This window comes from Streptomyces sp. MAI_2237, from assembly GCF_054189285.1.
Genome location: NZ_JAJPGQ010000005.1, coordinates 1,019,865 through 1,040,159 on the forward strand (window position 1 = coordinate 1,019,865; position 20,295 = coordinate 1,040,159).

Annotated in this window: 16 protein-coding genes; 8 read left to right on the top strand and 8 right to left on the bottom strand. The window is 73.6% G+C overall.

Translation table 11 applies throughout. The features are described 5' to 3' along the window. Window positions 1-42 precede the first annotated feature (42 nt). Window positions 43-684: a cutinase family protein gene (locus tag LN251_RS33025; RefSeq protein WP_458247821.1), complete on the top strand. Its 642-nt coding sequence runs from the start codon at window positions 43-45 to the stop codon at window positions 682-684. Window positions 685-954: 270 nt separating this feature from the next. Then, a complete protein-coding gene (locus LN251_RS33030; RefSeq protein WP_458247822.1) occupies window positions 955-2,343 on the top strand; it encodes an MFS transporter in 1,389 nt (462 codons plus the stop codon). Between the two features lie 40 nt (window positions 2,344-2,383). On the opposite strand, the gene LN251_RS33035 is transcribed toward LN251_RS33030, so the two are convergent. The 4 genes from LN251_RS33035 to lnt form a co-directional block, all read right to left on the bottom strand. Then, window positions 2,384-4,333, bottom strand: a complete 1,950-nt coding sequence (locus tag LN251_RS33035) for a helix-turn-helix domain-containing protein (protein ID WP_458247823.1) — start codon at window positions 4,331-4,333, stop codon at window positions 2,384-2,386. A 76-nt stretch (window positions 4,334-4,409) separates the two neighbouring features. Continuing rightward, on the bottom strand, window positions 4,410-5,210 hold the full coding sequence (locus tag LN251_RS33040; protein ID WP_458247824.1) for a 3-hydroxybutyrate dehydrogenase: 801 nt from the start codon (window positions 5,208-5,210) through the stop codon (window positions 4,410-4,412). A 54-nt stretch (window positions 5,211-5,264) separates the two neighbouring features. Further along, window positions 5,265-5,744: an NUDIX hydrolase gene (locus LN251_RS33045; RefSeq protein ID WP_458247825.1), complete on the bottom strand. Its 480-nt coding sequence runs from the start codon at window positions 5,742-5,744 to the stop codon at window positions 5,265-5,267. Between the two features lie 100 nt (window positions 5,745-5,844). Then, complete coding sequence (gene lnt / locus LN251_RS33050) at window positions 5,845-7,455, bottom strand: apolipoprotein N-acyltransferase (protein ID WP_458247826.1); 1,611 nt, start codon at window positions 7,453-7,455, stop codon at window positions 5,845-5,847. A gap of 265 nt (window positions 7,456-7,720) precedes the next feature. On the opposite strand from lnt, the gene LN251_RS33055 reads away from it, so the two are divergent. Continuing rightward, window positions 7,721-8,770: an O-antigen ligase family protein gene (locus tag LN251_RS33055; RefSeq protein ID WP_458247827.1), complete on the top strand. Its 1,050-nt coding sequence runs from the start codon at window positions 7,721-7,723 to the stop codon at window positions 8,768-8,770. A 42-nt stretch (window positions 8,771-8,812) separates the two neighbouring features. Here LN251_RS33055 and LN251_RS33060 read toward each other — a convergent pair whose 3' ends face one another. Next, the gene (locus LN251_RS33060) at window positions 8,813-9,358 is read right to left on the bottom strand and encodes a hypothetical protein (RefSeq protein ID WP_458247828.1); all 546 of its coding nucleotides are present in this window, start codon (window positions 9,356-9,358) and stop codon (window positions 8,813-8,815) included. Between the two features lie 77 nt (window positions 9,359-9,435). Next, entirely contained in the window at window positions 9,436-10,221 is a 786-nt protein-coding gene (locus LN251_RS33065) for a glutamate racemase (RefSeq protein ID WP_458247829.1), read from the bottom strand. Window positions 10,222-10,260: 39 nt separating this feature from the next. Between LN251_RS33065 and LN251_RS33070 the strand changes: the two genes are divergently transcribed. Beyond that, complete coding sequence (locus tag LN251_RS33070; protein ID WP_458247830.1) at window positions 10,261-11,460, top strand: glycosyltransferase; 1,200 nt, start codon at window positions 10,261-10,263, stop codon at window positions 11,458-11,460. A 15-nt stretch (window positions 11,461-11,475) separates the two neighbouring features. On the opposite strand, the gene LN251_RS33075 is transcribed toward LN251_RS33070, so the two are convergent. Then, window positions 11,476-12,780, bottom strand: coding sequence for a TerD family protein (locus LN251_RS33075; RefSeq protein ID WP_458248220.1), 1,305 nt, complete (start codon window positions 12,778-12,780; stop codon window positions 11,476-11,478). A gap of 299 nt (window positions 12,781-13,079) precedes the next feature. Between LN251_RS33075 and LN251_RS33080 the strand changes: the two genes are divergently transcribed. From LN251_RS33080 to LN251_RS33095, 4 genes are all read left to right on the top strand, one after another. Then, entirely contained in the window at window positions 13,080-13,514 is a 435-nt protein-coding gene (locus LN251_RS33080) for a DUF6643 family protein (protein ID WP_458247831.1), read from the top strand. A 42-nt stretch (window positions 13,515-13,556) separates the two neighbouring features. Next, window positions 13,557-14,384, top strand: a complete 828-nt coding sequence (locus tag LN251_RS33085) for an MOSC domain-containing protein (protein WP_458247832.1) — start codon at window positions 13,557-13,559, stop codon at window positions 14,382-14,384. 202 nt (window positions 14,385-14,586) lie between these two features. Beyond that, on the top strand, window positions 14,587-15,192 hold the full coding sequence (locus tag LN251_RS33090; protein WP_458247833.1) for an Rv1733c family protein: 606 nt from the start codon (window positions 14,587-14,589) through the stop codon (window positions 15,190-15,192). 111 nt (window positions 15,193-15,303) lie between these two features. After that, window positions 15,304-17,739 carry a right-handed parallel beta-helix repeat-containing protein gene (locus LN251_RS33095; protein WP_458247834.1) on the top strand — a complete coding sequence of 812 codons (2,436 nt, stop codon included), beginning with the start codon at window positions 15,304-15,306 and terminating at the stop codon, window positions 17,737-17,739. On the opposite strand, the gene LN251_RS33100 is transcribed toward LN251_RS33095, so the two are convergent. After that, the gene (locus LN251_RS33100) at window positions 17,709-20,051 is read right to left on the bottom strand and encodes a hypothetical protein (RefSeq protein ID WP_458247835.1); all 2,343 of its coding nucleotides are present in this window, start codon (window positions 20,049-20,051) and stop codon (window positions 17,709-17,711) included. The genes LN251_RS33095 and LN251_RS33100 overlap by 31 nt on opposite strands. Window positions 20,052-20,295 lie beyond the last annotated feature (244 nt).

The following is a 20,295-nucleotide window of genomic DNA, read 5'->3' on the forward strand; positions in this document are numbered from 1 at the left end:
TTCCCCAGGCGCGCAAACGCGCCCGACCCGCAAAGGATCCCCATGCGTATCCGCTTGTGCCTCGCCGCGCTCTCCCTCGTCGGCGGCGCCGGACTCACCACGCTCTCGGCGCCCGCCGCATCGGCCGCCACCTGCTCGGACATCGACGTCGTCGCGGCCCGCGGCACGTTCGAACCGGGCTCCCTGGGCGCGATCGTCGGCGACCCCGTGTATTCCGCGCTGCAGCGGAAACTGACCGGCCGGAATCTCTCCGGCTACAAGGTGAACTACCCGGCCGACCTTTCTCCGACGTCGGCCGCGCAGGGAAACGCGGACCTCGTGCATCACGTCAGCGATCAGGCCGCGGCCTGCCCGAACCAGCGTTTCATCCTCGTCGGCTATTCGCAGGGCGCGAACGTGGTCGACAATTCCATCGGCATCAGCAGCGACGGCGCGGTCGTGGGCAGCCCCATCGTGGCCACGCTTCCGGCCTCCGTGGCACCGAGAGTGGCGGCGGTACTGCTGTTCGGCAATCCGATCCGGGCCCTGGGCAAGAGCGTCACCGGCCCCTACCAGAGCCGCACCCTCGACTTCTGCGCCAAGGGCGACCCGATCTGCGAGAACGGCGGCGGCGACGTCCTGGCCCACCTCGGTTACACCGCCGATGCGGGCGCGGCGGCCGACTTCGCGGCGACCAAGGTCTGACGGCCGGCGCAGGGCGAGCCGGGGGCCCGGGAGGCGCTCTCCTCCCGGGCCCCGTCTCCTGCGTCCGGGGTCGTCCGGGTGCGCCGACACGGTCGTCTTCACGCCATGTGCAGAGCGGGCCGTGGGGCGCGGCCGGGATGGCCTTCATGGAGGTTGCGCGGATACCTCGCCACCGAACTATGTAGCCCCACCACATGTGCGCCCGACGTGCGTGTTCCTACGGTGTGCCGACACGTACCCGTCCCCATCGCACACGAGGAAGTGGCGCACATGGCCTCCGCAGCAGCATCCGCTCCACCGACCCCCGCCAACCTCAAGCGCATCGTCGCCGCCAGTCTGATCGGCACCACGATCGAGTGGTACGACTTCTTCCTCTACGGTTCCGCCGCCGCGCTCGTCTTCAACAAGCTGTTCTTCCCGGACTCCGACCCGCTGGTCGGCACGCTGCTGTCGTTTTTGACGTACGCCGTCGGTTTCGCGGCCCGGCCGCTGGGCGCCCTGGTCTTCGGGCACTACGGGGACCGGATCGGGCGCAAAAAGCTGCTGGTGCTGAGTCTGCTGATGATGGGCGGGGCGACCTTCGCGATCGGTCTGCTGCCCACGCACGCGACCGTCGGCAGCGCCGCTCCGGTGCTGCTGACCACGCTGCGGCTGGTCCAGGGCTTCGCGCTCGGCGGCGAGTGGGGCGGCGCGGTGCTGCTGGTGTCCGAGCACGGCGACGCGCGGCGGCGCGGCTTCTGGGCCTCGTGGCCGCAGACCGGCGCGCCCGCCGGGCAGTTGCTGGCCACCGGTGTGCTGTCCCTGCTGACGGCCCTGCTGTCGGACGCCGCCTTCGGATCGTGGGGCTGGCGGATTCCGTTCCTGCTCTCCGGCGTCCTGGTGGTCGTCGGTCTGTGGATCCGGCTGTCCGTCGACGAGTCGCCCGTGTTCAAGGAGGCGCTGGCGCAGGCCGAGGCCCGCAAGGCGGCCCGGAACGGCGAGGCGGAGAAGCTGCCGCTGGTGTCGGTGCTGCGCCACCACTGGCGGGACGTGCTGATCGCGATGGGCGCCCGCATGGCCGAGAACATCAGCTACTACGTCATCACCGCGTTCATCCTCGTCTACGCCACCACCTCGGCCGGCGTCTCCAAGCAGACCGCGCTGAACGCGGTGCTCATCGCCTCGGCCGTGCACTTCGCGGTCATCCCGGCGTGGGGCGCCCTGTCGGACCGCGTCGGACGGCGGCCCGTGTACCTGCTGGGCGCGGTGGGCGTCGGGCTGTGGATGTTCCCCTTCTTCTCCCTCGTCGACACCGGCGGTTTCGGCGCCCTGCTCCTCGCCGTCACCGTGGGCCTGATCCTGCACGGTGCCATGTACGCGCCCCAGGCGGCCTTCTTCTCCGAGATGTTCGCGACCCGGATGCGCTACTCCGGTGCCTCCATCGGCGCCCAGTTCGCCTCCGTCGCCGCGGGCGCGCCGGCCCCGCTGATCGCCACCGCGCTGCTGGCCGACTACGACAGCTCCACCCCGATCGCGCTGTACGTCGTCGCCGCGGCCGCCCTGACGGTGATCGCCGTGCTCGCGGCCAAGGAGACCCGCCACCGGGACCTGGCCGACGTCGAGCCGTCCGTGGGCGCGGAGACCGCGGCGGTTCCGGCGGCGGACGCGCGCACCGTCTGAGCGGACGGCACCGGCCCCCGTACGCCCGCGCGTACGGGGGTCAGTGCTGTGCCGGTGCGGACAACCGGTGCAGCCGCAGAGCGAGTTGGATCTCCAGGGCGCGGGCGGGGTCCTGCCAGTCCTCGCCGAGGAGCCGGCCGACGCGCTCCAGCCGCTGGGCGACGGTGTTGACGTGGACGTGCAGGGCGTCCTTGGTGCGGGCCGGGCTCATGCCGCAGGTGAAGTAGGCGTCCAGGGTGCGCACCAGGTCGGTGCCGCGGCGTTCGTCGTAGGCGACGACCTGGCCGATGGTGCGGTCGACGAAACCGGCGATGTCCCGGTCGCCCGCGAGCAGCAGGCCCAGGAAGCCGAAGTCCTCGGCGGCGGCGCCGTCGCCGGCGCGGCCCAGCGGGCGCAGGGCCTCCAGGCAGCGGCGGCCCTCGGCGTAGCCGGCGGCCACGTGGTCGGGGTGGGCGGCGAGGTCCCGGACGGGAGCGGAGGCGCCGACGGTGACCGGTTCGTGGACTGCGGTGCCCAGCTGGCGGGCGGTGCGGCGGGCCAGGCCGGTCGCGGTCTCCCCGGCGGTGAGGGGCAGCAGCAGGACGGTGCCGCCGTCGCGGGCGGCGGCCAGGCCGTGCCGGGTCGCCGCGAGGTGGGAGGCGGCGGCTCCCAGCCGTCTGCGGGCGGCCGCCTCCTGCTCGGCGTCGGCGGCGGGGCCGTCGAGGCGGGCGGCGAGGACGACATGGGTGGAGTCGAGGTCGGCGTGCAGCCGGCAGGCGCGCTCCCGCAGCAGTCGCGGGTCGCGGTCGCGGGCGTCGAGCAGGTCGTCCAGGAGCTCGCCGCGGACGCGCTGCTCGGCGTCGGCGGCCGAGCGCCTGGCCAGCAGCAGCAGCGAGGTGACCATCGCGGCCCGCTCCAGGGTGAGCTGGTCGACGGGGTCGAGGCCGGGGTGGCCGCGCAGCACGAGAGCGCCGAGCAGTTCGCCGCCGGCGGTGACGGCGGCGATCCAGTCGTCCGCGTGCCGTACGGCGTGGCCCTCCGCCCGGGAGGCCTCCAGGGGCGCCGCGGCGGTGTCGGCGGCCTCGGTGAACTCGACCGTGCCGTCGAGGACCTGGGCGACGGCCGCGGCCACGTCGTGCACCCCGCCGCCGCGCAGCACGAGCTCGGCGAGCCGGTCGTGGACGTCGGAGGCGCGCTCGATGACCGCGCTGCGGTCCCGGATGATCTCGTTGGCCCGCTCAAGGCCGGCGAGGGCCGAGCGGGTCTCGGTGAGCAGGTTGGCGGTGTCGATGGCGGCCGCGGCCAGTGCGGCGAAGGAGCCCAGCAGGGCGATCTGCTCGCGTTCGAAGACCCGGGCGCGCCGGTCTGCGGCGAAGAGCACGCCGATCACGTGATGGCCCAGCGTCAGGGGCACGCCGAGGATGGCGACCAGGCCCTCGTCGCGGACACCGGCGTCGATCGTGCGGGTGTGCTGGAAGCGGGCGTCCTTGAAGTAGTCGTCGGTGACGTAGGGGCGGGCCGTCTGGGCGACCAGCCCGCCGAGGCCCTCCCCCATGCCGAGCCGCAGCTGCTGGAAGCGGGCGGCGACCGAGCCCTCGGTCACCCGCATGTAGGTGTCGCCGCGCTCGGGGTCGTTCAGGCTGAGGTAGGCGACGTCCGTGCCCAGCAGCGAGCGGGCGCGCTGCACGATCGCCTTGAGGACCGCGTCCAGGTCGCGCAGTCCCGCGAGGTCGTGGGCGGTCTCGAAGAGCGCCGACAGCTCGGCCTCGCGACGGCGCCGGCCCTCCAGCTCCGAGCGCACCCGCAGGGCGAGCACCTTGGCCCGCTCCAGCCCGCCGATCGTCTCGGCGGGCCGTCCCTCGGCGCGGGCCAGCAGCACCGGCTGCTCATAGGCGTCGGCCGACGCTCCCCTGGCCAGCAGCTCCAGGAACGGCGTCTCGACGCCGGTGGGCGCGGCGGGCGGCGCTTCGGCGGCGGAGCGCTCGGCGGACTGCACGTGATCGCGGGACATGCTCACAGCATCACCCATCGCACGGCCGCCCCGTCAGCCCTGTGGACAACTCCTCCTCGCACAGGTGTACGCCTGGTCAGTGGGCGGTCCAGCCGCCGTCGAGGACGAGCGAGGTGCCCGTGACGAAGGACGCCTGCGGGCCGCACAGATACGCCACGGCCTCGGCGACCTCCGCCGGTTCGACGAGGCGCTTGAGTGCACTGTCCTGCAGCAGCACCTCGGTCAGGACGCGTTCCACGGGGATGCCGTGCGCCTCGGCCTGGTCGGCCAGCTGCCGCTCGACCAGGGGGGTGCGCACATAGCCGGGGTTGACGCAGTTCGAGGTCACTCCATGGGAGGCGCCTTCCAGGGCGGCGGTCTTGGACAGGCCCTCCAGTCCGTGCTTGGCGGCCACGTAGGCGGATTTGTACGGCGAGGCGCGCAGCCCGTGGACGGAGGAGACGTTGACGATGCGGCCCCAGCCCTGCCCGTACATGTGCGGCAGGGCGCCGCGGATCAGCCGGAAGGGCGCCTCCAGCATGACCGTGAGCACGGTGTGGAAGACGTCGGGCGGGAACTCCTCGATGGGGCGGACCAGTTGCAGGCCCGCGTTGTTGACGAGGACGTCGGTTCCGGCGGCCGCGTGCTCGGCGGCGTCGAGGTCGGTGAGGTCCAGGACGTGCGCTTCGATGGCGCCCGTGAGACCGGCGGCCTCCTCGGCCAGGGACTCGAGTCCTTCGGCGTCCCGGTCGACGGCTCTGACCTTGGCCCCGGCGGCCGCGAGCCGCAGCGCACAGGCGCGGCCGATACCACTGGCGGCGCCGGTGACGAGGGCGGTGCGGCCACCGAGGTCGAGGGCGAGGGCGTGGGAGGGCGGAAGGGCACCGGTCGGGGTCATGGAACGACCCTAGGCAGCCCTATGCCCTCGCCACATGTGGTCAAAGCACATACTTCACTGCGGTGCGGTGGGGTCGAACCATGTGGGTTCGTCGGACAGGGCCTGCTTGATGCGGAAGTGGTGGAACTCGGTCATCTCGGGCAGCTCGTCGAGCGAGAACCAGCCGACGGCCAGCGACTCGTCGTCGTTCACCCGCGCCTCGCCGCCCAGGACGCGGCAGCGGAAGCAGAGGTCCATGAACTGGCAGACGTCGCCGTTCGGGTAGGCGACCTGCCGGCTGGAGCGCACCGAGACCAGCCGCTCGACGGCGACGCGGACGCCGGTCTCCTCCTCCACCTCCCGCACGACGGCGGCGGCGGGCTGCTCGCCGGGGTCCGGGATGCCGGAGATCAGCGCCCACCTGAGGTTGTCGGCACGTTGTCCGAGCAGCACTCTGCCCTCGTCGTCGAAGACGACGGCGCTGACGCCGGGAAGCCAGAGCAGCTGGTGGCCCGCGGTGGCCCGGATCTCGCGGATGAAGTCAGGAGTCGGCATGGCACCGACCCTACGATGCCGACGCCCACACCCCGGCGCGCTCCCCGGGCATGCGCCCGGCGTCCCACCGCACGGCCCCGGCGAGCGGGCCGCGGGACCGCTACGCGTCCCTCGTCCGCCGCCCGCGCACCCCCGCGCCGATCGCCCAGCCGAGACCACCGGCGGCGACCAGTACCAGGGCGATCTCCGGAAGGACGCCCAGCCGGGTGGCGGGGGTCTCGGAGGAGCGCAGCGGCACCTTCTGCACCAGGTGTGCGTGGACGAACATGCCGGTCTTCTGGGTGATCCTCCCGTCCGGCATGATGATCGCGCTGACGCCGCTGGTGACGGGCACGGTCACGGTGCGGCTGTGCTCGACGGCGCGGACCCGGGACATGGCGAGCTGCTGGTAGGTCATCTCGCTGCGGTCGAAGGTCGCGTTGTTGCTGGGCACGGAGATCAGCTGGGCGCCGTCGGTGACCTCGGAGCGCACGGCCCAGTCGAAGGCGGCCTCGTAGCAGGTGACCAGGCCGACCTTGGCGCGGTCCATGGTGAACACGCCCGGCTTGGTGCCCCGGCTGAAGTCCTGGCGGACCATCGAGGTCCAGTTGCCGTTGATCGCGCCGATCAGGCCGCGCAGCGGCAGGTACTCGCCGAAGGGCTGGATCTGCCGCTTGTCGTAGGTGTCGGTCGGGCCCTTCTTCGGGTCCCAGAGGATCTGCTCGTTCCACAGCTTGCCGTCGCGGGCGACGACGCCGCCGACCGAGATCGGCGCGCCGATCGCCTTGGCCGCGTGGTCGATGACGGCATACGCGTCGGCGTTGGCGAAGGGATCGACGTCGGAGGAGTTCTCCGGCCACAGCACGAGGTCGGGCCTGGCGATCTTGCCGGCCTTGACCTCGGCGGCCAGGCGCTCGGTCTCGCGCGCGTGGTAGTCGAGGACGGCCCTGCGCTGGGCGTTGAACTCCAGCCCGGAGCGGGGCACGTTGCCCTGGATGAGCGCGATGGTCGTGTAGCCGTCCTGCGCCTTGTCGCTGACCAGCGCACGGGCGGCCACCGCGCCCGCCACCGGTACGGCCACGCTGAGCAGGGCCACCGCCGCGGCCGACCGCCGGATCTCCCGGGTGCGCCGCGCGTCAAGGCCCAGGCGTACGGCCTCGCACAGACCGAAGCCGCACAGGACGACCGCGAAGCCCAGCACCGGGGTGCCGCCCACCGCGGCCAGCGGCAGGAACACACCGTCCGCCTGGCCGAAGGCGACCTTGCCCCAGGGGAAGCCGTGGAAGGGCACGCGCGCGCGTGCCGCCTCGCCCGCGATCCACACCGCCGCCGCCCACAGCGGCCAGGCGGGCAGTCTCGACACCGCGGCGACGCCCGCGCCGACCAGCGCGATGAACATCGCCTCGATCGCGGCCAGCGCGATCCACGGCACGGGACCGACCTCCACGCCCGTCCACACCAGCAGCGGCAGCAGGAAGCCGAGGCCGAACAGATAGCCGAGGCCCAGACCCGCCTTCCAGCCGCGGCCGCGCAGCACCCAGCCGAACCCGGCGAAGGCCGGCAGCGCCAGCCACCACAGGGGGCGCGGCGGGAAACTGACGTAGAGCAGCACTCCGCAGAGTGCGGCGGCGAGGGCCGGAACGAGGCGTACGAGGCGCGCCGCGCGCGAGGAGGGCGCGGTCTGCGGCTGCAACTGGTCCGACTCGTCCACGGAGGTTGCGGTGACGGTCACTCGGGGAGTGTACGGCGGGTGACCTTGGCCGGGACAGCGCGGTCCACATGGCAGCACGTGGGCCCGCGGGAACCGGCCGCCCCACCGTTCCTGCGCATCTCGGTCCAACTCATCCACAAAACGCCCATCAGCGGTTACGGTGTGCCCAGCCACAGTCGCCCGGCCGGTCACGGCCTCGACGGGCGGGTCGTGCGAGGTCGGGGGGCTTCGGTCGGGTGTGGGGGGCGGGGTGGGTTCCACGGGGACGAGGTCCGTCGCCGGTCCTATGGAGGACGGCGACAGACGAAACGTTTCGGACGCGGCGGGCGTGATCGCGCTGGGTGGTTGCGCCACCTGGTCGCTGATCACGGCGACCGCGCACGACGGCCGCCCGGAGGGCGTGCTGCTGGCGGTGCTGGCCGTTGCGGCCGGCTATGCCGCGGGACGGATCTGCGGTGCGTTGCTGCCGGTCGCGGCGCTGTGCGCGGGCTCGCTGGCCGGGCTCGTCGTGATGCTGGCCGTGCCACGCCTCGCGGCCGGCCCGCAGATCGACGCGCCGCTCGGTCACGCCGGGGGTACCGCCGCCCTGCTCACCCTCTGCACGGGTGCCGCGTGCTGCGCCGCGTGGGAGGCCGAGTCACCGGCCCTGCGGTTCGCCCTGGGCGCGCTGGCGGCCGGGATCACGGTGGCCGCGCCGCTGCTCGGATCGATCAGCGGATTCATCGGCTGTACGGCCGTACTGCTGTGCTCGCTCGCCGCCGGCCGGATGCGCCGGCGCGCCCTGGGGATGGCCGGTCTGGCGCTCGGTGCCGCGGCGGCGGCCCTGCTCACCTGGACCATCGCCGCCGGCGCGGTGCCCGGCGGGCTGACCGCGTCGCTGCAGGGAGAACTGACGCCGTACCGGCTGCGGCTGTGGCACGACGCCCTGCGCCTGTCGCACGACAACGCGGCTCTCGGTGTCGGGCCGGGGCGCTTCGGCGAGGTGAGCACCACGGCGACCCGCACCCTGTCCTCCGACGGCAAGCCGCACTCGGCGCTGTTGCAGCAGGCGGCGGAGCAGGGGGTCGTCGGCGTGCTGCTGCTGGGGGCGGTGTTCGGGTGGCTGCTGTACACGCTGTGGCGCTCAACGCGCCCCACCTCGGTCGTGCTCACGGCGGGCGCGACGCTGAGCCTGCTCGCGGCGATCGCCTCGGTCGGCAACGCGCTGAGCTTCACCGCCGTGTCGGTGGGAGCGGGGCTCCTGGCGGGCCTGGCCACTGCGCGGCCGCTCGCCGACGGCTCGCCCGAGCAGGAGGCGCCACGGGTACGACCACAGGGCGACCGCCTCACGCCGTGAGACGGAGGCGGTGCGGACACGACGAGCGGCTGGTGACGCCGTTCAGTGCGCCGTGCCGGGGGTGCCCGACCGCAGCCGGTCCCTGATGACCCGCACGGCGGCCTCGGCGTTGTCCACGGTGATCGTGAACGTGTGGCCGTCCCACAACCGCAGCACGACGCCCTCGCCCCGGCGCACGACGACCGCGGTGCCCTTCTCGGGCCGCCAGCGGTAGCCCCAGCCGCCCCATTGGCGCGGGGTGACGTGCGGGGCGAACTCGGCGCCCGCCACGTGGTCGAGGGGGATGCGCCGGCGCGGCACGCCGATGTGGCCGCAGCGCACCTCGAGGGACTCCTTGTCGAGCTTCAGGTCCACGTGCACGAAGGCGAGCGTGCCGAACAGCACCAGCAGTCCGGCGGCGATGCAGCCGACGACGGACATGACCAGCGGGGCGATGCCGGAGGTCCAGGTGGAGTCGACGGCCAGCTCGACGCCGAGCGCCATGAAGGCCGCGCCGCCGAGCGCCAGCAGCCACTGGGCACGGTTGGTGGCCCGGCCCGTCCAGATGTCGGGGTGCCGGGAGCTCTCGTCCTGGGGGTGGTCCCTCATACCGATGAGGTTACCTAGGTTTCGCAGCGGTGGTACCGGGTCGCGGACAGTGACTGCGCCGACCGGGCACCCGCCGGTCACCGGGCGGGGCTGACCGCCTGGAGGAAACGTCCCTCCTCATACGTCAGCGCCGTCGCGGGCAGCTCGGCCGGGCGGCCGCTGAGCAGCACCGTGAGGGTGCCTTCGGCGTCGGCCTCGGGGACGGGCTGAGCGCCGATCCGGCGCAGCGCCTGGGCGACAACCGCGCCGGCGGTGCCGTGCAGGATGAGCGGCGGTCCGTCCGGCCGCTGCACGGCGGCGCGGATGCGCTCGGCGACCAGTTCGTAGTTGGTGCAGCCCAGGACGAGGGTGGTGACGTCGTCCGGGGTGCGCGCGGCGGCCGCGGCGACGGCGGCCTCGACCGCCGCGTCGTCGGCGTGGTGCACGGCGTCCGCGAGCCCCGGGCAGGGCACCTCGGCGACGTCGACGCCCGCCGCGAACTCCTGGATGAGGCCGCGCTGGTAGGGGCTGCCGGTGGTGGCGGGCGTCGCCCAGATCGCGACGGGGCCGCCGCCGGCGGCGGCGGGCTTGATCGCGGGCACGGTGCCGATGATCGGCAGCTTCGGCTCGAAACGGGCGCGCAGCGCGGGCAGCGAGTGCACGGAGGCCGTGTTGCAGGCGACGATCAGCACGTCCGGGTCGTGCTCCGCGGCCGCTCCGGCGACGGCCAGGGCCCGCTCGGTGATGTCCTCCGGTGTGCGCGGCCCCCAGGGCATCCCGTCGGGGTCCCAGGACAGGACGAGGTCGGCGTCGGGCCGCAGACGGCGCGCCACGGCGGCGGCGGGAAGCAGACCGATTCCGGAGTCCATGAGCGCGATCTTCACGCGGCCACGATAGACGATGAGCCGTTCAGGGCCGGTCGGGTGGGGCAGACTGCGCGGGTGAGCGCCCTCGTGTGGATTGCCGCCGTGTCCCTCGCCGCCTGGCTGTGGCTGCTGCTGTGTCAGGGCTTCTTCTGGCGCACGGACGTCAGGCTGCCGCGCCGCGCGGATCCCGGCGACTGGCCCCCTGTCTGCGTGGTCGTCCCGGCCCGCGACGAGGCCGCCGTGCTGCCCGCCGCCCTGCCCTCTCTGCTCGCCCAGGACTATCCGGGGCGTGCCGAGATCTTCCTGATCGACGACGGCAGTTCGGACGGCACCGGCGACCTCGCCCGCGAACTGGCCGCCTCCCACGGCGGTCTGCCCCTGACCGTCGGCTCCCCCGGCGAGCCGCCGCCCGGCTGGACGGGCAAGCTGTGGGCCGTGCGGCACGGCATCGGCCTGGCACGCGCGCGTGGACCGCAGTACCTCCTGCTGACGGACGCCGACATCGCGCACGAGCCGGACAGCCTGCGGGAACTGGTCGCGGCGGCGCGCGCCGGCGGCTTCGACATGGTCTCGCAGATGGCCCGGCTGCGGGTGGAGAGCGCGTGGGAGCGCCTGGTGGTCCCCGCGTTCGTCTACTTCTTCGCGCAGTTGTATCCGTTCCGCCGGATCGGCAGGCGGCGGGCACGGACGGCGGCCGCGGCGGGCGGCTGCGTCCTGCTGCGTGCCGACACCGCCGAGCGGGCGCGGATCCCGGACGCCATCCGGCACGCCGTGATCGACGACGTGGCGCTGGCGCGGACCGTGAAGGGCACGGGTGGGCACATCTGGCTGGGGCTGGCGGAGAAGGTGGACAGCGTCCGGCCCTATCCGCGCCTGCAGGACCTGTGGCGGATGGTGTCGCGCAGCGCGTACGCCCAGCTGCGGCACAACCCCCTGCTGCTGCTCGGGACGGTCGCCGGGCTGCTGCTGGTCTACCTGGCGCCTCCGCTGGCGCTGCTCGTGGGTGCGGCGGCAGGCGCCTGGCCCGCGGCCGTCCTCGGCGGCCTCGCCTGGCTGGTGATGACGGGCACGTACGTGCCCATGCTCCGCTACTACCGCCAGCCGCTGTGGCTCGCCCCGCTACTGCCGTTCACCGCGTGCCTGTACCTCCTGATGACCGTGGACAGCGCGGTCCAGCACTACCGGGGGCGGGGCGCGGCCTGGAAGGGGCGCACCTACGCACGCCCCGACACCGTTGCGGACGAGCGGCCCCTCTGACGGCTCCGGGGGCGGTCACTTCCGGCCGGGGGTCCAGTTCATGCCCCAGCCGTAGGTGTGGTCGACGGTGCGCTGGGGGCTCACCCCGCGCTCGGGCACCAGGTAGCGGGCCTCGCGCTGGACGATCAGATCGCCGCCGGTGTTGGTGATCAGGGCGAGCGCGCACACGGTCGAGGGGACCGTGCACTCGTCGAGCGAGAAGTCGATCGGCGCGCCGTACTGCGGCTGGAGGGTGACCGTGGCGTGCAGGTCGGCGAAGGAACGCGCGCCCTCGTAGATGGTGACGAAGACGAGGATCCGCCGGAAGCTCGCCTTGTGGTCGAGGTTGACGGTGAGGTTCTCGCCGCTCGCCACGGCACCGGTGCGGTCGTCGCCGTCGAGGTGGATGTACGGCGGGCGGTTCAGGGAGCCGAAAGCGTTGCCGAGGGCCTGGACGACTCCCTTGCTGCCGTCGGTGAGTTCGTACAGGGCGCACAGATCGAGGTCGAGGTCGGCGTGCAGGGCGACCGCGCGGCCGCGCTTGCTGCCCCAGCCCGAGAACTGCTTGCGCACCTCCCAGTTGAGGTTCACGCGCAGGGCGCCGGAGGTGCCGCCCTGTTTGGCGAGGGAGACCGCCGGGGCCGCCTTGGTCAGCGTGACCTTGCTCAGCCGGACCGGCGCGCTGGGCGGCGCCGGGGGCTGGACGGGGGCCGGGGGCCCGGCCGGCGGCGGCATCGTCACGGGCGGCGCGACGGGCCGCGGAGCCGTCACCGGTGGGGCGACCGGGGGCACCACGGGAGCGGCGGCGGACGAGGCCTGCTGGGGTTCGTCCACGGTGATGCCGAAGTCGGTGGCGAGGCCCTCGAGTCCGGTGCTGTATCCCTGGCCGACCGCACGGAATTTCCACGCGCCCTGCCGACGATAGAACTCACCCAATACGAAAGCGGTTTCTACACTCGCGCCCGTGCTGTCGAATCGCGCGACCACCGCTTGGGAGCCGGCATCGCGCACTTCGATATAGAGATCAGGCACCTGTCCGAACGTACCGCCGTCTGCGGACGCGGCGAGGACGACCGTCTCGATCGCCGGCTCCACGCGCGCGAGATCGACGAGGAGGGTGTCGGTGACCCTGCCGCCGCCGTCCCTCTTGCCCTCGTGCCGGACCGCGCCGGAGGCGTGCGCCGGCTGGTTGTAGAAGACGAAGTCGCTGTCCGAGCGGACCTTGCGGCCCACGAGCAGCAGCGCCGAGGCGTCCGCGTCGGGGACCCCGGGGCCGGAGCGCCAGCCCAGTTCCACCCGCAGCGCCGCCGTCGGCACCGGAGTGTTCGATCCCTTGGGCATTGACATGTCCGTCCCCCTCGCGTGTCTCAGCGCCGCTCCGCGCCCGGAAGCCGCCTGCGGGTTCTCCTGAGCACAACCTATTCCTCAGTGCGCCGGACTCCCATGCGAGGCGCGACCGGACCGTCGAGTGACCCGCCGGTAACCCGTCCGGAACTCGGCATTTATCGGATCACGCCCTCCTGGGGCGCCCCTTTTTGGCCTGTTCGCTCGCATTGGGCATCCCGGGCCACTGCAGCCACGGAAAACAACCTTCTTATCGGTCTCCCCAACCAGCACATCGTGGGCTTAACTTATGTGCCATGACCTCCCCCCGCTCCACTTATGGCGGCGGTTACTACTCCGCCTTCCCGGACACCCCGATCTACGACAGGCTCGTCGCCGAGCGGGGCACCCCGCAGATCGCTCCGATCAGGGTCCCCGCCGCCTACGACATGCCGGGCAGCAACCTGCCCGCGCTGCCGTCGGCCCTGCCCGCCCTCCCGGCGGGCCCCTCCCAGCCCTCCTACGGCTACCCGCAGGCGCAGCAGCCCTCACCGCTGCAGCAGGCGCCCGCCGCCTACATCCCGCAGCAGGCCACCGCGCCGCGCGGCTATCCCGGCCCACAGCAGCAGCCGCAGCGCCCCATGGCGGCAGGCACGGGCTACGAGGCCATGCGTCCCGCGGCTCCCCGGCCCACCGCGGCTCCCTACCAGGATCCGTACCAGAACCAGCAGCCGTACCGCGGCGGCTACTGAGCCGCTCTCCCCGCTGTCACCGCCACCTGGCACGATGGCTCCATGGGGAATGCACGGCTGCGGTCGATTCACGTTCATCCGGTCAAGGCGTTCCGGGGTCTCGCGCCCCAGGAGGCCGTCGTGGAGCCCTGGGGGCTGGCCGGAGACCGGCGCTGGGCGCTGATCGACGACGGGGGAAAGGTCGTCACACAACGTCAGCAGCCACGCCTCGCACTGGCCGCCGCCGAGCTCCTGCCCGGCGGCGGCGTACGGCTGTCCGCCCCGGGCATGGACCCGCTGGCGGTTCCGGTGCCGCGGCCGCAGGGCACGGTGCCGGTGGAGATCTTCGGCGAGAAGGTGGAGGGCGTCCTCGCGGAGCAGCCGGACGCACACGCCTGGTGCAGCGCCTACCTGGGCGCCGGAACCCGCCTCGTGCACATGGACGATCCGGCCGTGTGCCGCCCCGTCGAGCCCGAGTTCGCCCTTCCGGGCGAGACGGTGACCTTCGCGGACGGCTACCCCCTGCTGCTCACCACCGACGCCTCCCTCGACGCCCTCAACTCCCTGATCGCGCAAGGCGCGCACGCGGACGAGGGCCCGCTGCCGATGAACCGGTTCCGGCCCAACGTCGTCGTGTCCGGCACCGATGCCTGGGCCGAGGACCACTGGACCCGCATCGCGATCGGCGAGGTCGCCTTCCGTGTCGCCAAGGTGTGCGGGCGCTGCGCGGTCACGACGACCGACCAGTCCACGGCCGCGGTGGGCCGAGAACCCCTGCGCACGCTCGGCCGGCACCGCAAGATCGGCAACAAGCTGGCGTTCGGCCAGAATCTGGTCCCCCTCGACCGCGGCACGATCCGGATCGGGGACCCTGTCACGGTCCTCGAGTAGGCCCGGCCGAGCGGTCACGGGGAAAGATCCGGCCAACACCCGTGGGGCGGGAACCGACGCCGGGGCGCCGGACGTTGCACGGTCGGTGAGAACTCCATGCCAGGCCCCGCTCGGAGGTGACTTCGCACTCTCTCCGACCGGGCCCGGCCGTGGAGGAGTCCGCCAGGGGCTGTCACGGAGCGGGAAGGGGGGTGCGGGGGCGATGCGGGCGATCGGCGGACTCTGGCGCTGGCGGCACAATCCGCTGCGCCGCACGAGCGATCTGGTCGAGGCGTGGGTGGCGCTGGCCGCCCTGCTGCTGATCCTGGCCGCCGCGCCCGTCGTCGGCTCCCTCGTCGGCCGGGTCGCCCAGAACTCCCTGCAGCAGTCCGTCCGCGAACAACGGGCCGCGCGCCACGCGGTCACGGCCACGGTCGTGCGCAAGCTGGACCGGTCCCCGCTGGACACCGACCCCGAGACGTCCTCGGCACGGGACCTGCGCAGCCGCGTCCTCGCGGACTGGACGGCCCCCGACGGCACCGCGCACCACGCCGTGACCCTCGCCGCCCTCAAGTCCCCGCACCGCGGCGACCACTTCACGATATGGACGGACACCCACGGCCGCCCGGTGGCCCGTCCACTCGACCCGGCGACGGCGACGACCCACGCGGTGCTCGCCGGATTCGGCGCCGCCCTGCTGACCGCGGGCGCCGTCGAGGGCACCCGGCGACTGATCCTGTGGCGCATGGTCCTTCGCCGCTACGCCCGTTGGGACCAGGCATGGGACCGGGCGGGCCCGGACTGGGGCAGGACCGGCACCGGCAGCTGACGGCCTTCCGGCTCTGGTCAACCCACCCCCCGCGCGCACGCTACGGTGGACCGGCCGAGCTCATTCGGCAGCACGAACCCGCGTACGACGAGGTGGGGGCACAGCAACGCCATGGCACAGGGCACGGTCCAGGTGACGCACACCGGAACATCGCGGTGGCGGCGCCGCACGGGTGAGTACGCGTCGCTCGCCGCCGCCCTGGAGGCCGCGGCCGAGGGAGACGTCCTCACCGTCGCACCCGGCACCTACCGGGAGAACCTCGTCGTGGAGCGGGTGGTGACCCTGCGCGGCCCCGAGGGCTCCCCCGGCTCGGTGCGGATCGCCCCCCTGGACGGCGTGCCGCTGACCGTCCGGGCCTCCGCCGTGGTCCAGGACCTGCACGTGGAGGGCCAGGACGCGGCCGCGCCCGCGCTGCTGGTCGAGGAGGGCACCCCGGAACTGCTGGACGTACGGATCGTGACCCGCTCCGCGGCCGGGATCGAGGTGCGCGGCGGCGCGCGGCCCACCGTGCGGCGGTGCACCGTCGACAATCCGGCGGGCGTCGGCATCGCCGTGCTCGACGGCGGCAGCGGGGTGTTCGAGGAGTGCGAGGTGGTCGCGGCCGGGCAGGCGGGCGTCGCGGTCCGCGGCGGCGCGCACCCGCGTCTGGAGCGCTGCCGCATCCACCACGCCTCGGGCTCGGGACTGACCGCGACGGGCGAGAACTCCGCCCTGGAGGCGGTCGGTTGCGAGGTGTACGAGGTCCGCGGCAGCGGGGTGCAGATCACCGGCCGGGCCACCGCCCACCTCACGGACTGCGACGTCCACCGCACCACGGCCGACGGGGTCACCCTCGACACGGACGCGGTGCTCACGCTCGCGGACTGCCGTATCCACGACATCCCGGAGAACGCGGTCGACCTGCGGTCGCGCTCGGTGCTGACGCTGACGCGCACGACGGTGCGTCAGTTCGGGCGCAACGGCCTGTCGGTGTGGGACCCGGGCACCCGGGTGGACGCCAACCAGTGCGAGATCTTCGACAGCACCGGCGACTACCCGGCGGTGTGGGTCAGCGACGGCGCCACGGCGGTGCTGGAGTCCTGCCGGGTGCACGACGTGCCGGACGCCCTGTTCGTCCTGGACCGCGGTTCGCGCGCGGACGTCGTCGACAGCGACCTGTCGCAGGTGCGCAACACGGCCGTCTCGGTGAGCGACGGGGCCACGGCCCAGCTCGACGACTGCCGGATCCGGGACGCGGCGACGGGCGCCTGGTTCCGCGACCACGGCAGCGGCGGCACCCTCAGCAACTGCACGGTGGACGGCACCCAGACCGGCGTGATCGTAACCAAAGGCGCCGATCCCACCATCGAGCGGTGCACGGTCGACTCCCCCGCCGAGGCCGGCTTCTACGTGTCGGCGGGCGGCCGGGGCAGCTTCCTGAACTGCCGGGTGACCGGCAGCGGCGGCTACGGCTTCCACGTCATCGACGGCTGCCGTACGACGCTGCGCAAGTGCCGTACCGAGCGGTGCGCGCGCGGCGGTTACGAGTTCGCCGACGGCGGCCCGGACGCGGCAGCCGGCGCGGGCCCCGACGTCGAGGACTGCACCAGCGACGAGACCGGCGTCCGCCCGCCGGCCGCGCCGGAGACGGCGGTGCAGACGGCGCATCAGTCCTCCGGGCTGCTGGGCGCCATCCCCGGGCAGCGCCTCACCGAGCAGGGAGCCCCGGCCGCCCCCGCGGAACCGCAGCAGCCGGTGCGGGCCTCGAAGGCCGTGCTCGGTGAACTCGACGCGCTGGTCGGCCTGGACAGCGTCAAGCGGGAGGTGCGCGCGCTGACCGACATGATCGAGGTGGGCCGGCGCCGGCAGCAGGCGGGCCTGAAGGCCGCCTCGGTCAAGCGGCACCTCGTCTTCACCGGCTCCCCCGGTACCGGCAAGACCACCGTGGCCCGCCTGTACGGCGAGATCCTCGCCTCCCTCGGGGTGCTGGAGAAGGGCCACCTCGTCGAGGTCTCCCGTGTCGACCTGGTCGGCGAGCACATCGGGTCAACGGCGATCCGCACCCAGGAGGCGTTCGACCGGGCGCGCGGCGGGGTGCTGTTCATCGACGAGGCCTACGCCCTGTCGCCGGAGGACTCGGGGCGGGACTTCGGCAAGGAGGCCATCGACACCCTGGTGAAGCTGATGGAGGACCACCGGGACGCGGTCGTCGTCATCGTGGCGGGCTACACCGCCGAGATGGAACGGTTCCTTTCGGTCAACCCCGGTGTGGCGTCCCGTTTCTCACGGACCATCACCTTCAGCGACTACACCCCCGAGGAGCTGTTGCGGATCGTCGGGCAGCAGGCCGACGAGCACGAGTACCGGCTGGCGGAGGGCACGGGGGAAGCGCTGCTGAAGTACTTCACGGCGATCCCGAAGGGCCCGGCGTTCGGCAACGGCCGCACCGCGCGGCAGACCTTCGAGGCGATGGTCGAGCGGCACGCGAGCCGGGTCGCCCAGGTCGACGAGCCCAGCACGGACGACCTGACGCTCCTCTACGCCGAGGACCTGCCCGACTCCCCCTGAGGACGCGGGGCCGGCACCTCCGGGCGCAGCCGGGCCAGCAGCCGTTCCCGCTCCTCGGCGAAGACGGGGTCGGCCTGGTAGTCGCTGTGCCCGAGGATCGGCGCGGGCAGCGGGTGGCGGGCGGTGCGGCCGTAGGCGAGGGGGTCCTTCAGCGGGGGGTGGTCGACCTCGGGGCCGCAGTCGCCGGGCAGCCGGACGGGGCCGCCGATCGGGTCGGTCAGCCGGTAGAGGTTGCGCCAGCAGTCGACCTCGTGGTGCAGGGAGCTGAGTGCGGCCGGGCCGAAGTGGGCGGGGAACCAGCGGCCGTAGAGGCGCTCCAGGGGTGAGCCGTAGGTCAGCAGGGCGACCCGCTTGCGGTCGGACGGGTTCAGCTGCCAGGCGGCCGCCGCGGCGAGGACGCTGCCCTGGGAGTGGCCGGAGATGACCAGCCGGCCGCCGGTGGAGCGGGTCCAGGTGGCCATGCGCCAGGTGAGGTCGGGGACCGCCCGCTCGGCGTAACAGGGCGGGGCGAAGGGGTGGGCGGCCCGCGGCCAGAACGTGCCGACGTCCCACAGGATGCCGATGGTGCGCCGGGCGGAGGCGTCCTTGTAGGCGCGCCGCCCCCAGGTGACGAAGAGGACGAAGCCGACGCCGATCAGCCAGGAGCCCAGCGCCTGGGCGGTCTGCGCGGTGCCGTGCACGAAGGCCTGACCGTCACGGGCGGCGGGGCCGGGCGCCTCGTCGGTGAAGGCGGCGCCCACTAACGCGGCGGCGCCCAGTGCCAGGGTGGTGGCGGCGGTCACGGCCGCGATCAGGGGGCCCCGGTCGGTCAGGGTGGCCATCGCGCGCGTGGTGGCGACGGCCCGGGTACGCGCGGCGTCCCGGCGCTCGCCCGGGTAGTCCGCCTCCACCTCGGCCAGCTCGCCGCGGCGCAGCCGCCAGGTGCCGCGTCCCAGCCAGGCGCACAGCGCCAGCAGGACGAGGAGGAGGACGGGGATGACGGAGGACTGCCAGGTCAGCAGGACGGGCGGTCCGGGCAGGGAGGCCCTGGTGCCGTCCAGCCAGTCCGAGACGCGCTGGGAGACGCCGCCCGACATCACCCCTCCCAGGGCGCAGGCCAGCATCGCGACGGCCGGTCCGGCCAGGCCCCGCATCGCCGCCCGCGGATCGGGGTGGGTGCGGTGCAGCACACGGGCGACGACGGCGAGGGCGACGACCAGGCCGCCCTGGGCGAGCGCGATGGACCCGAAGGCGGTGCCGCCGCCCGGCAGCCGGCCCGCGGAAACCCAGCCCGGGCGCTCCCAGCCGGCGTACACGGCGGCGAGCAGCAGCAGGCCCAGCGCGGCCAGTGGCAGGCGTCGTACGAGATGCCGGTCGAGTCGCCGGTCCAGGCGGTTCTCGGTACGGCCGCGGCGGCAGACCACCCACAGGGTCACAACGGCGGTGGCGGCGAGCCCGGCGTACAGCAGCCGTCCCAGCAGGTCGAGGAGGGCCGGGCCGCCCGGTTCGCGGTCGAAGCGGGCCGCCGAGGAGGCCAGCGCCGCGGCGACCGTCAGCAGGCCGGCCGCGGTGTGGGCGGCGCGCAGCCGGGCGACGAGGCGGCGGCCGTACCAGAAGCCGGGGCGGCCCAGGGAGGTGCGGGTGCTGTCCTCCTCGGACGCGTCGTGGTGGGAGACCGGCTGCACCGATTCGTACGCGCTCCAGGTGCGGCGCGAGAGAAACCACAGCAGGCCGGTGAGCGCCGCGGGGACCACGGCGGCGAGGGCGAGACGGCGGCCCGGGCGGCTCCACCAGCCGTCGTGGGAGACCTCCGGCGACAGGAAGCCCAGCCAGGAGTGGCGCCCTGCGCACGCGCGGGTGCCCGCGCACTGCCAGGCCGCGAGGTCCAGGGCGACCTCGCAGGCGGCGGCGACCAGCAGCACGGTCAGGGTCAGGCCGGCGAGGCGCACGAGCAGCCCGTAGAAGCGGACCGTGCGGGCGCGTCCGCGGGCGGTGGGGCGCATCCAGTGGGCGAGGTTGACGACCATGAACGGCAGCAGCAGGAGCCACAGGGCCCGGGCGCTGTTGCCGGAGGTGAGGTTGCACCAGACGTAGGCCTCCGGGACCGGGCGGCCGCGGTAGTCCTCGGGGCGGCTCTCGGCGTCGGCGTCCTCGACGCGGCGGAAGACGGCGGCCGTGTCGTCGCCGGTGACCCGCACCGTGCGCGGATCACCGAGCATGTCCTGCGGAGTGGTGCCTCCCACCCCGTGGACCAGCAGTTCCAGGGCGATTCCGGATTTCCCGGCCGCGGGGCCGGCGCCTTCCGTCGAGGCGGTCTCCTGCGCGCGTTCCACTGTTCGCACTTCCCCCGTGACGAGCCGTCGGCTTGTGCCCGTGCGGCCTGAAGGTTCTCCGGTGCCACGGCGCCCTACACCTCTTCTCACCGAATCTCCCCTGTACGTGTGACAAGCGGCGGGAGGATGATGCCTGGCCGGCATGCACGCGTCGTGACAGTCGGTGGCGCCGCCGGGACCGAGGCGTGCGAGGATGGGACGTCCGCGCACCGGGGCCGGGAAGAATGTCCTTGTCGGAGAGGGT

What these genes read in the sequence shown, in the direction of transcription:
- LN251_RS33025 (WP_458247821.1), top strand. Translation starts at nt 43, where the DNA reads ATGCGTATCCGCTTGTGCCTCGCCGCGCTCTCCCTCGTCGGCGGCGCC.
- LN251_RS33030 (WP_458247822.1), top strand. Translation starts at nt 955, where the DNA reads ATGGCCTCCGCAGCAGCATCCGCTCCACCGACCCCCGCCAACCTCAAG.
- LN251_RS33035 (WP_458247823.1), bottom strand. Translation starts at nt 4,333, where the DNA reads ATGTCCCGCGATCACGTGCAGTCCGCCGAGCGCTCCGCCGCCGAAGCG.
- LN251_RS33040 (WP_458247824.1), bottom strand. Translation starts at nt 5,210, where the DNA reads ATGACCCCGACCGGTGCCCTTCCGCCCTCCCACGCCCTCGCCCTCGAC.
- LN251_RS33045 (WP_458247825.1), bottom strand. Translation starts at nt 5,744, where the DNA reads ATGCCGACTCCTGACTTCATCCGCGAGATCCGGGCCACCGCGGGCCAC.
- LN251_RS33055 (WP_458247827.1), top strand. Translation starts at nt 7,721, where the DNA reads ATGGAGGACGGCGACAGACGAAACGTTTCGGACGCGGCGGGCGTGATC.
- LN251_RS33060 (WP_458247828.1), bottom strand. Translation starts at nt 9,358, where the DNA reads ATGAGGGACCACCCCCAGGACGAGAGCTCCCGGCACCCCGACATCTGG.
- LN251_RS33075 (WP_458248220.1), bottom strand. Translation starts at nt 12,780, where the DNA reads ATGCCCAAGGGATCGAACACTCCGGTGCCGACGGCGGCGCTGCGGGTG.
- LN251_RS33080 (WP_458247831.1), top strand. Translation starts at nt 13,080, where the DNA reads ATGACCTCCCCCCGCTCCACTTATGGCGGCGGTTACTACTCCGCCTTC.
- LN251_RS33085 (WP_458247832.1), top strand. Translation starts at nt 13,557, where the DNA reads ATGGGGAATGCACGGCTGCGGTCGATTCACGTTCATCCGGTCAAGGCG.
- LN251_RS33090 (WP_458247833.1), top strand. Translation starts at nt 14,587, where the DNA reads ATGCGGGCGATCGGCGGACTCTGGCGCTGGCGGCACAATCCGCTGCGC.
- LN251_RS33095 (WP_458247834.1), top strand. Translation starts at nt 15,304, where the DNA reads ATGGCACAGGGCACGGTCCAGGTGACGCACACCGGAACATCGCGGTGG.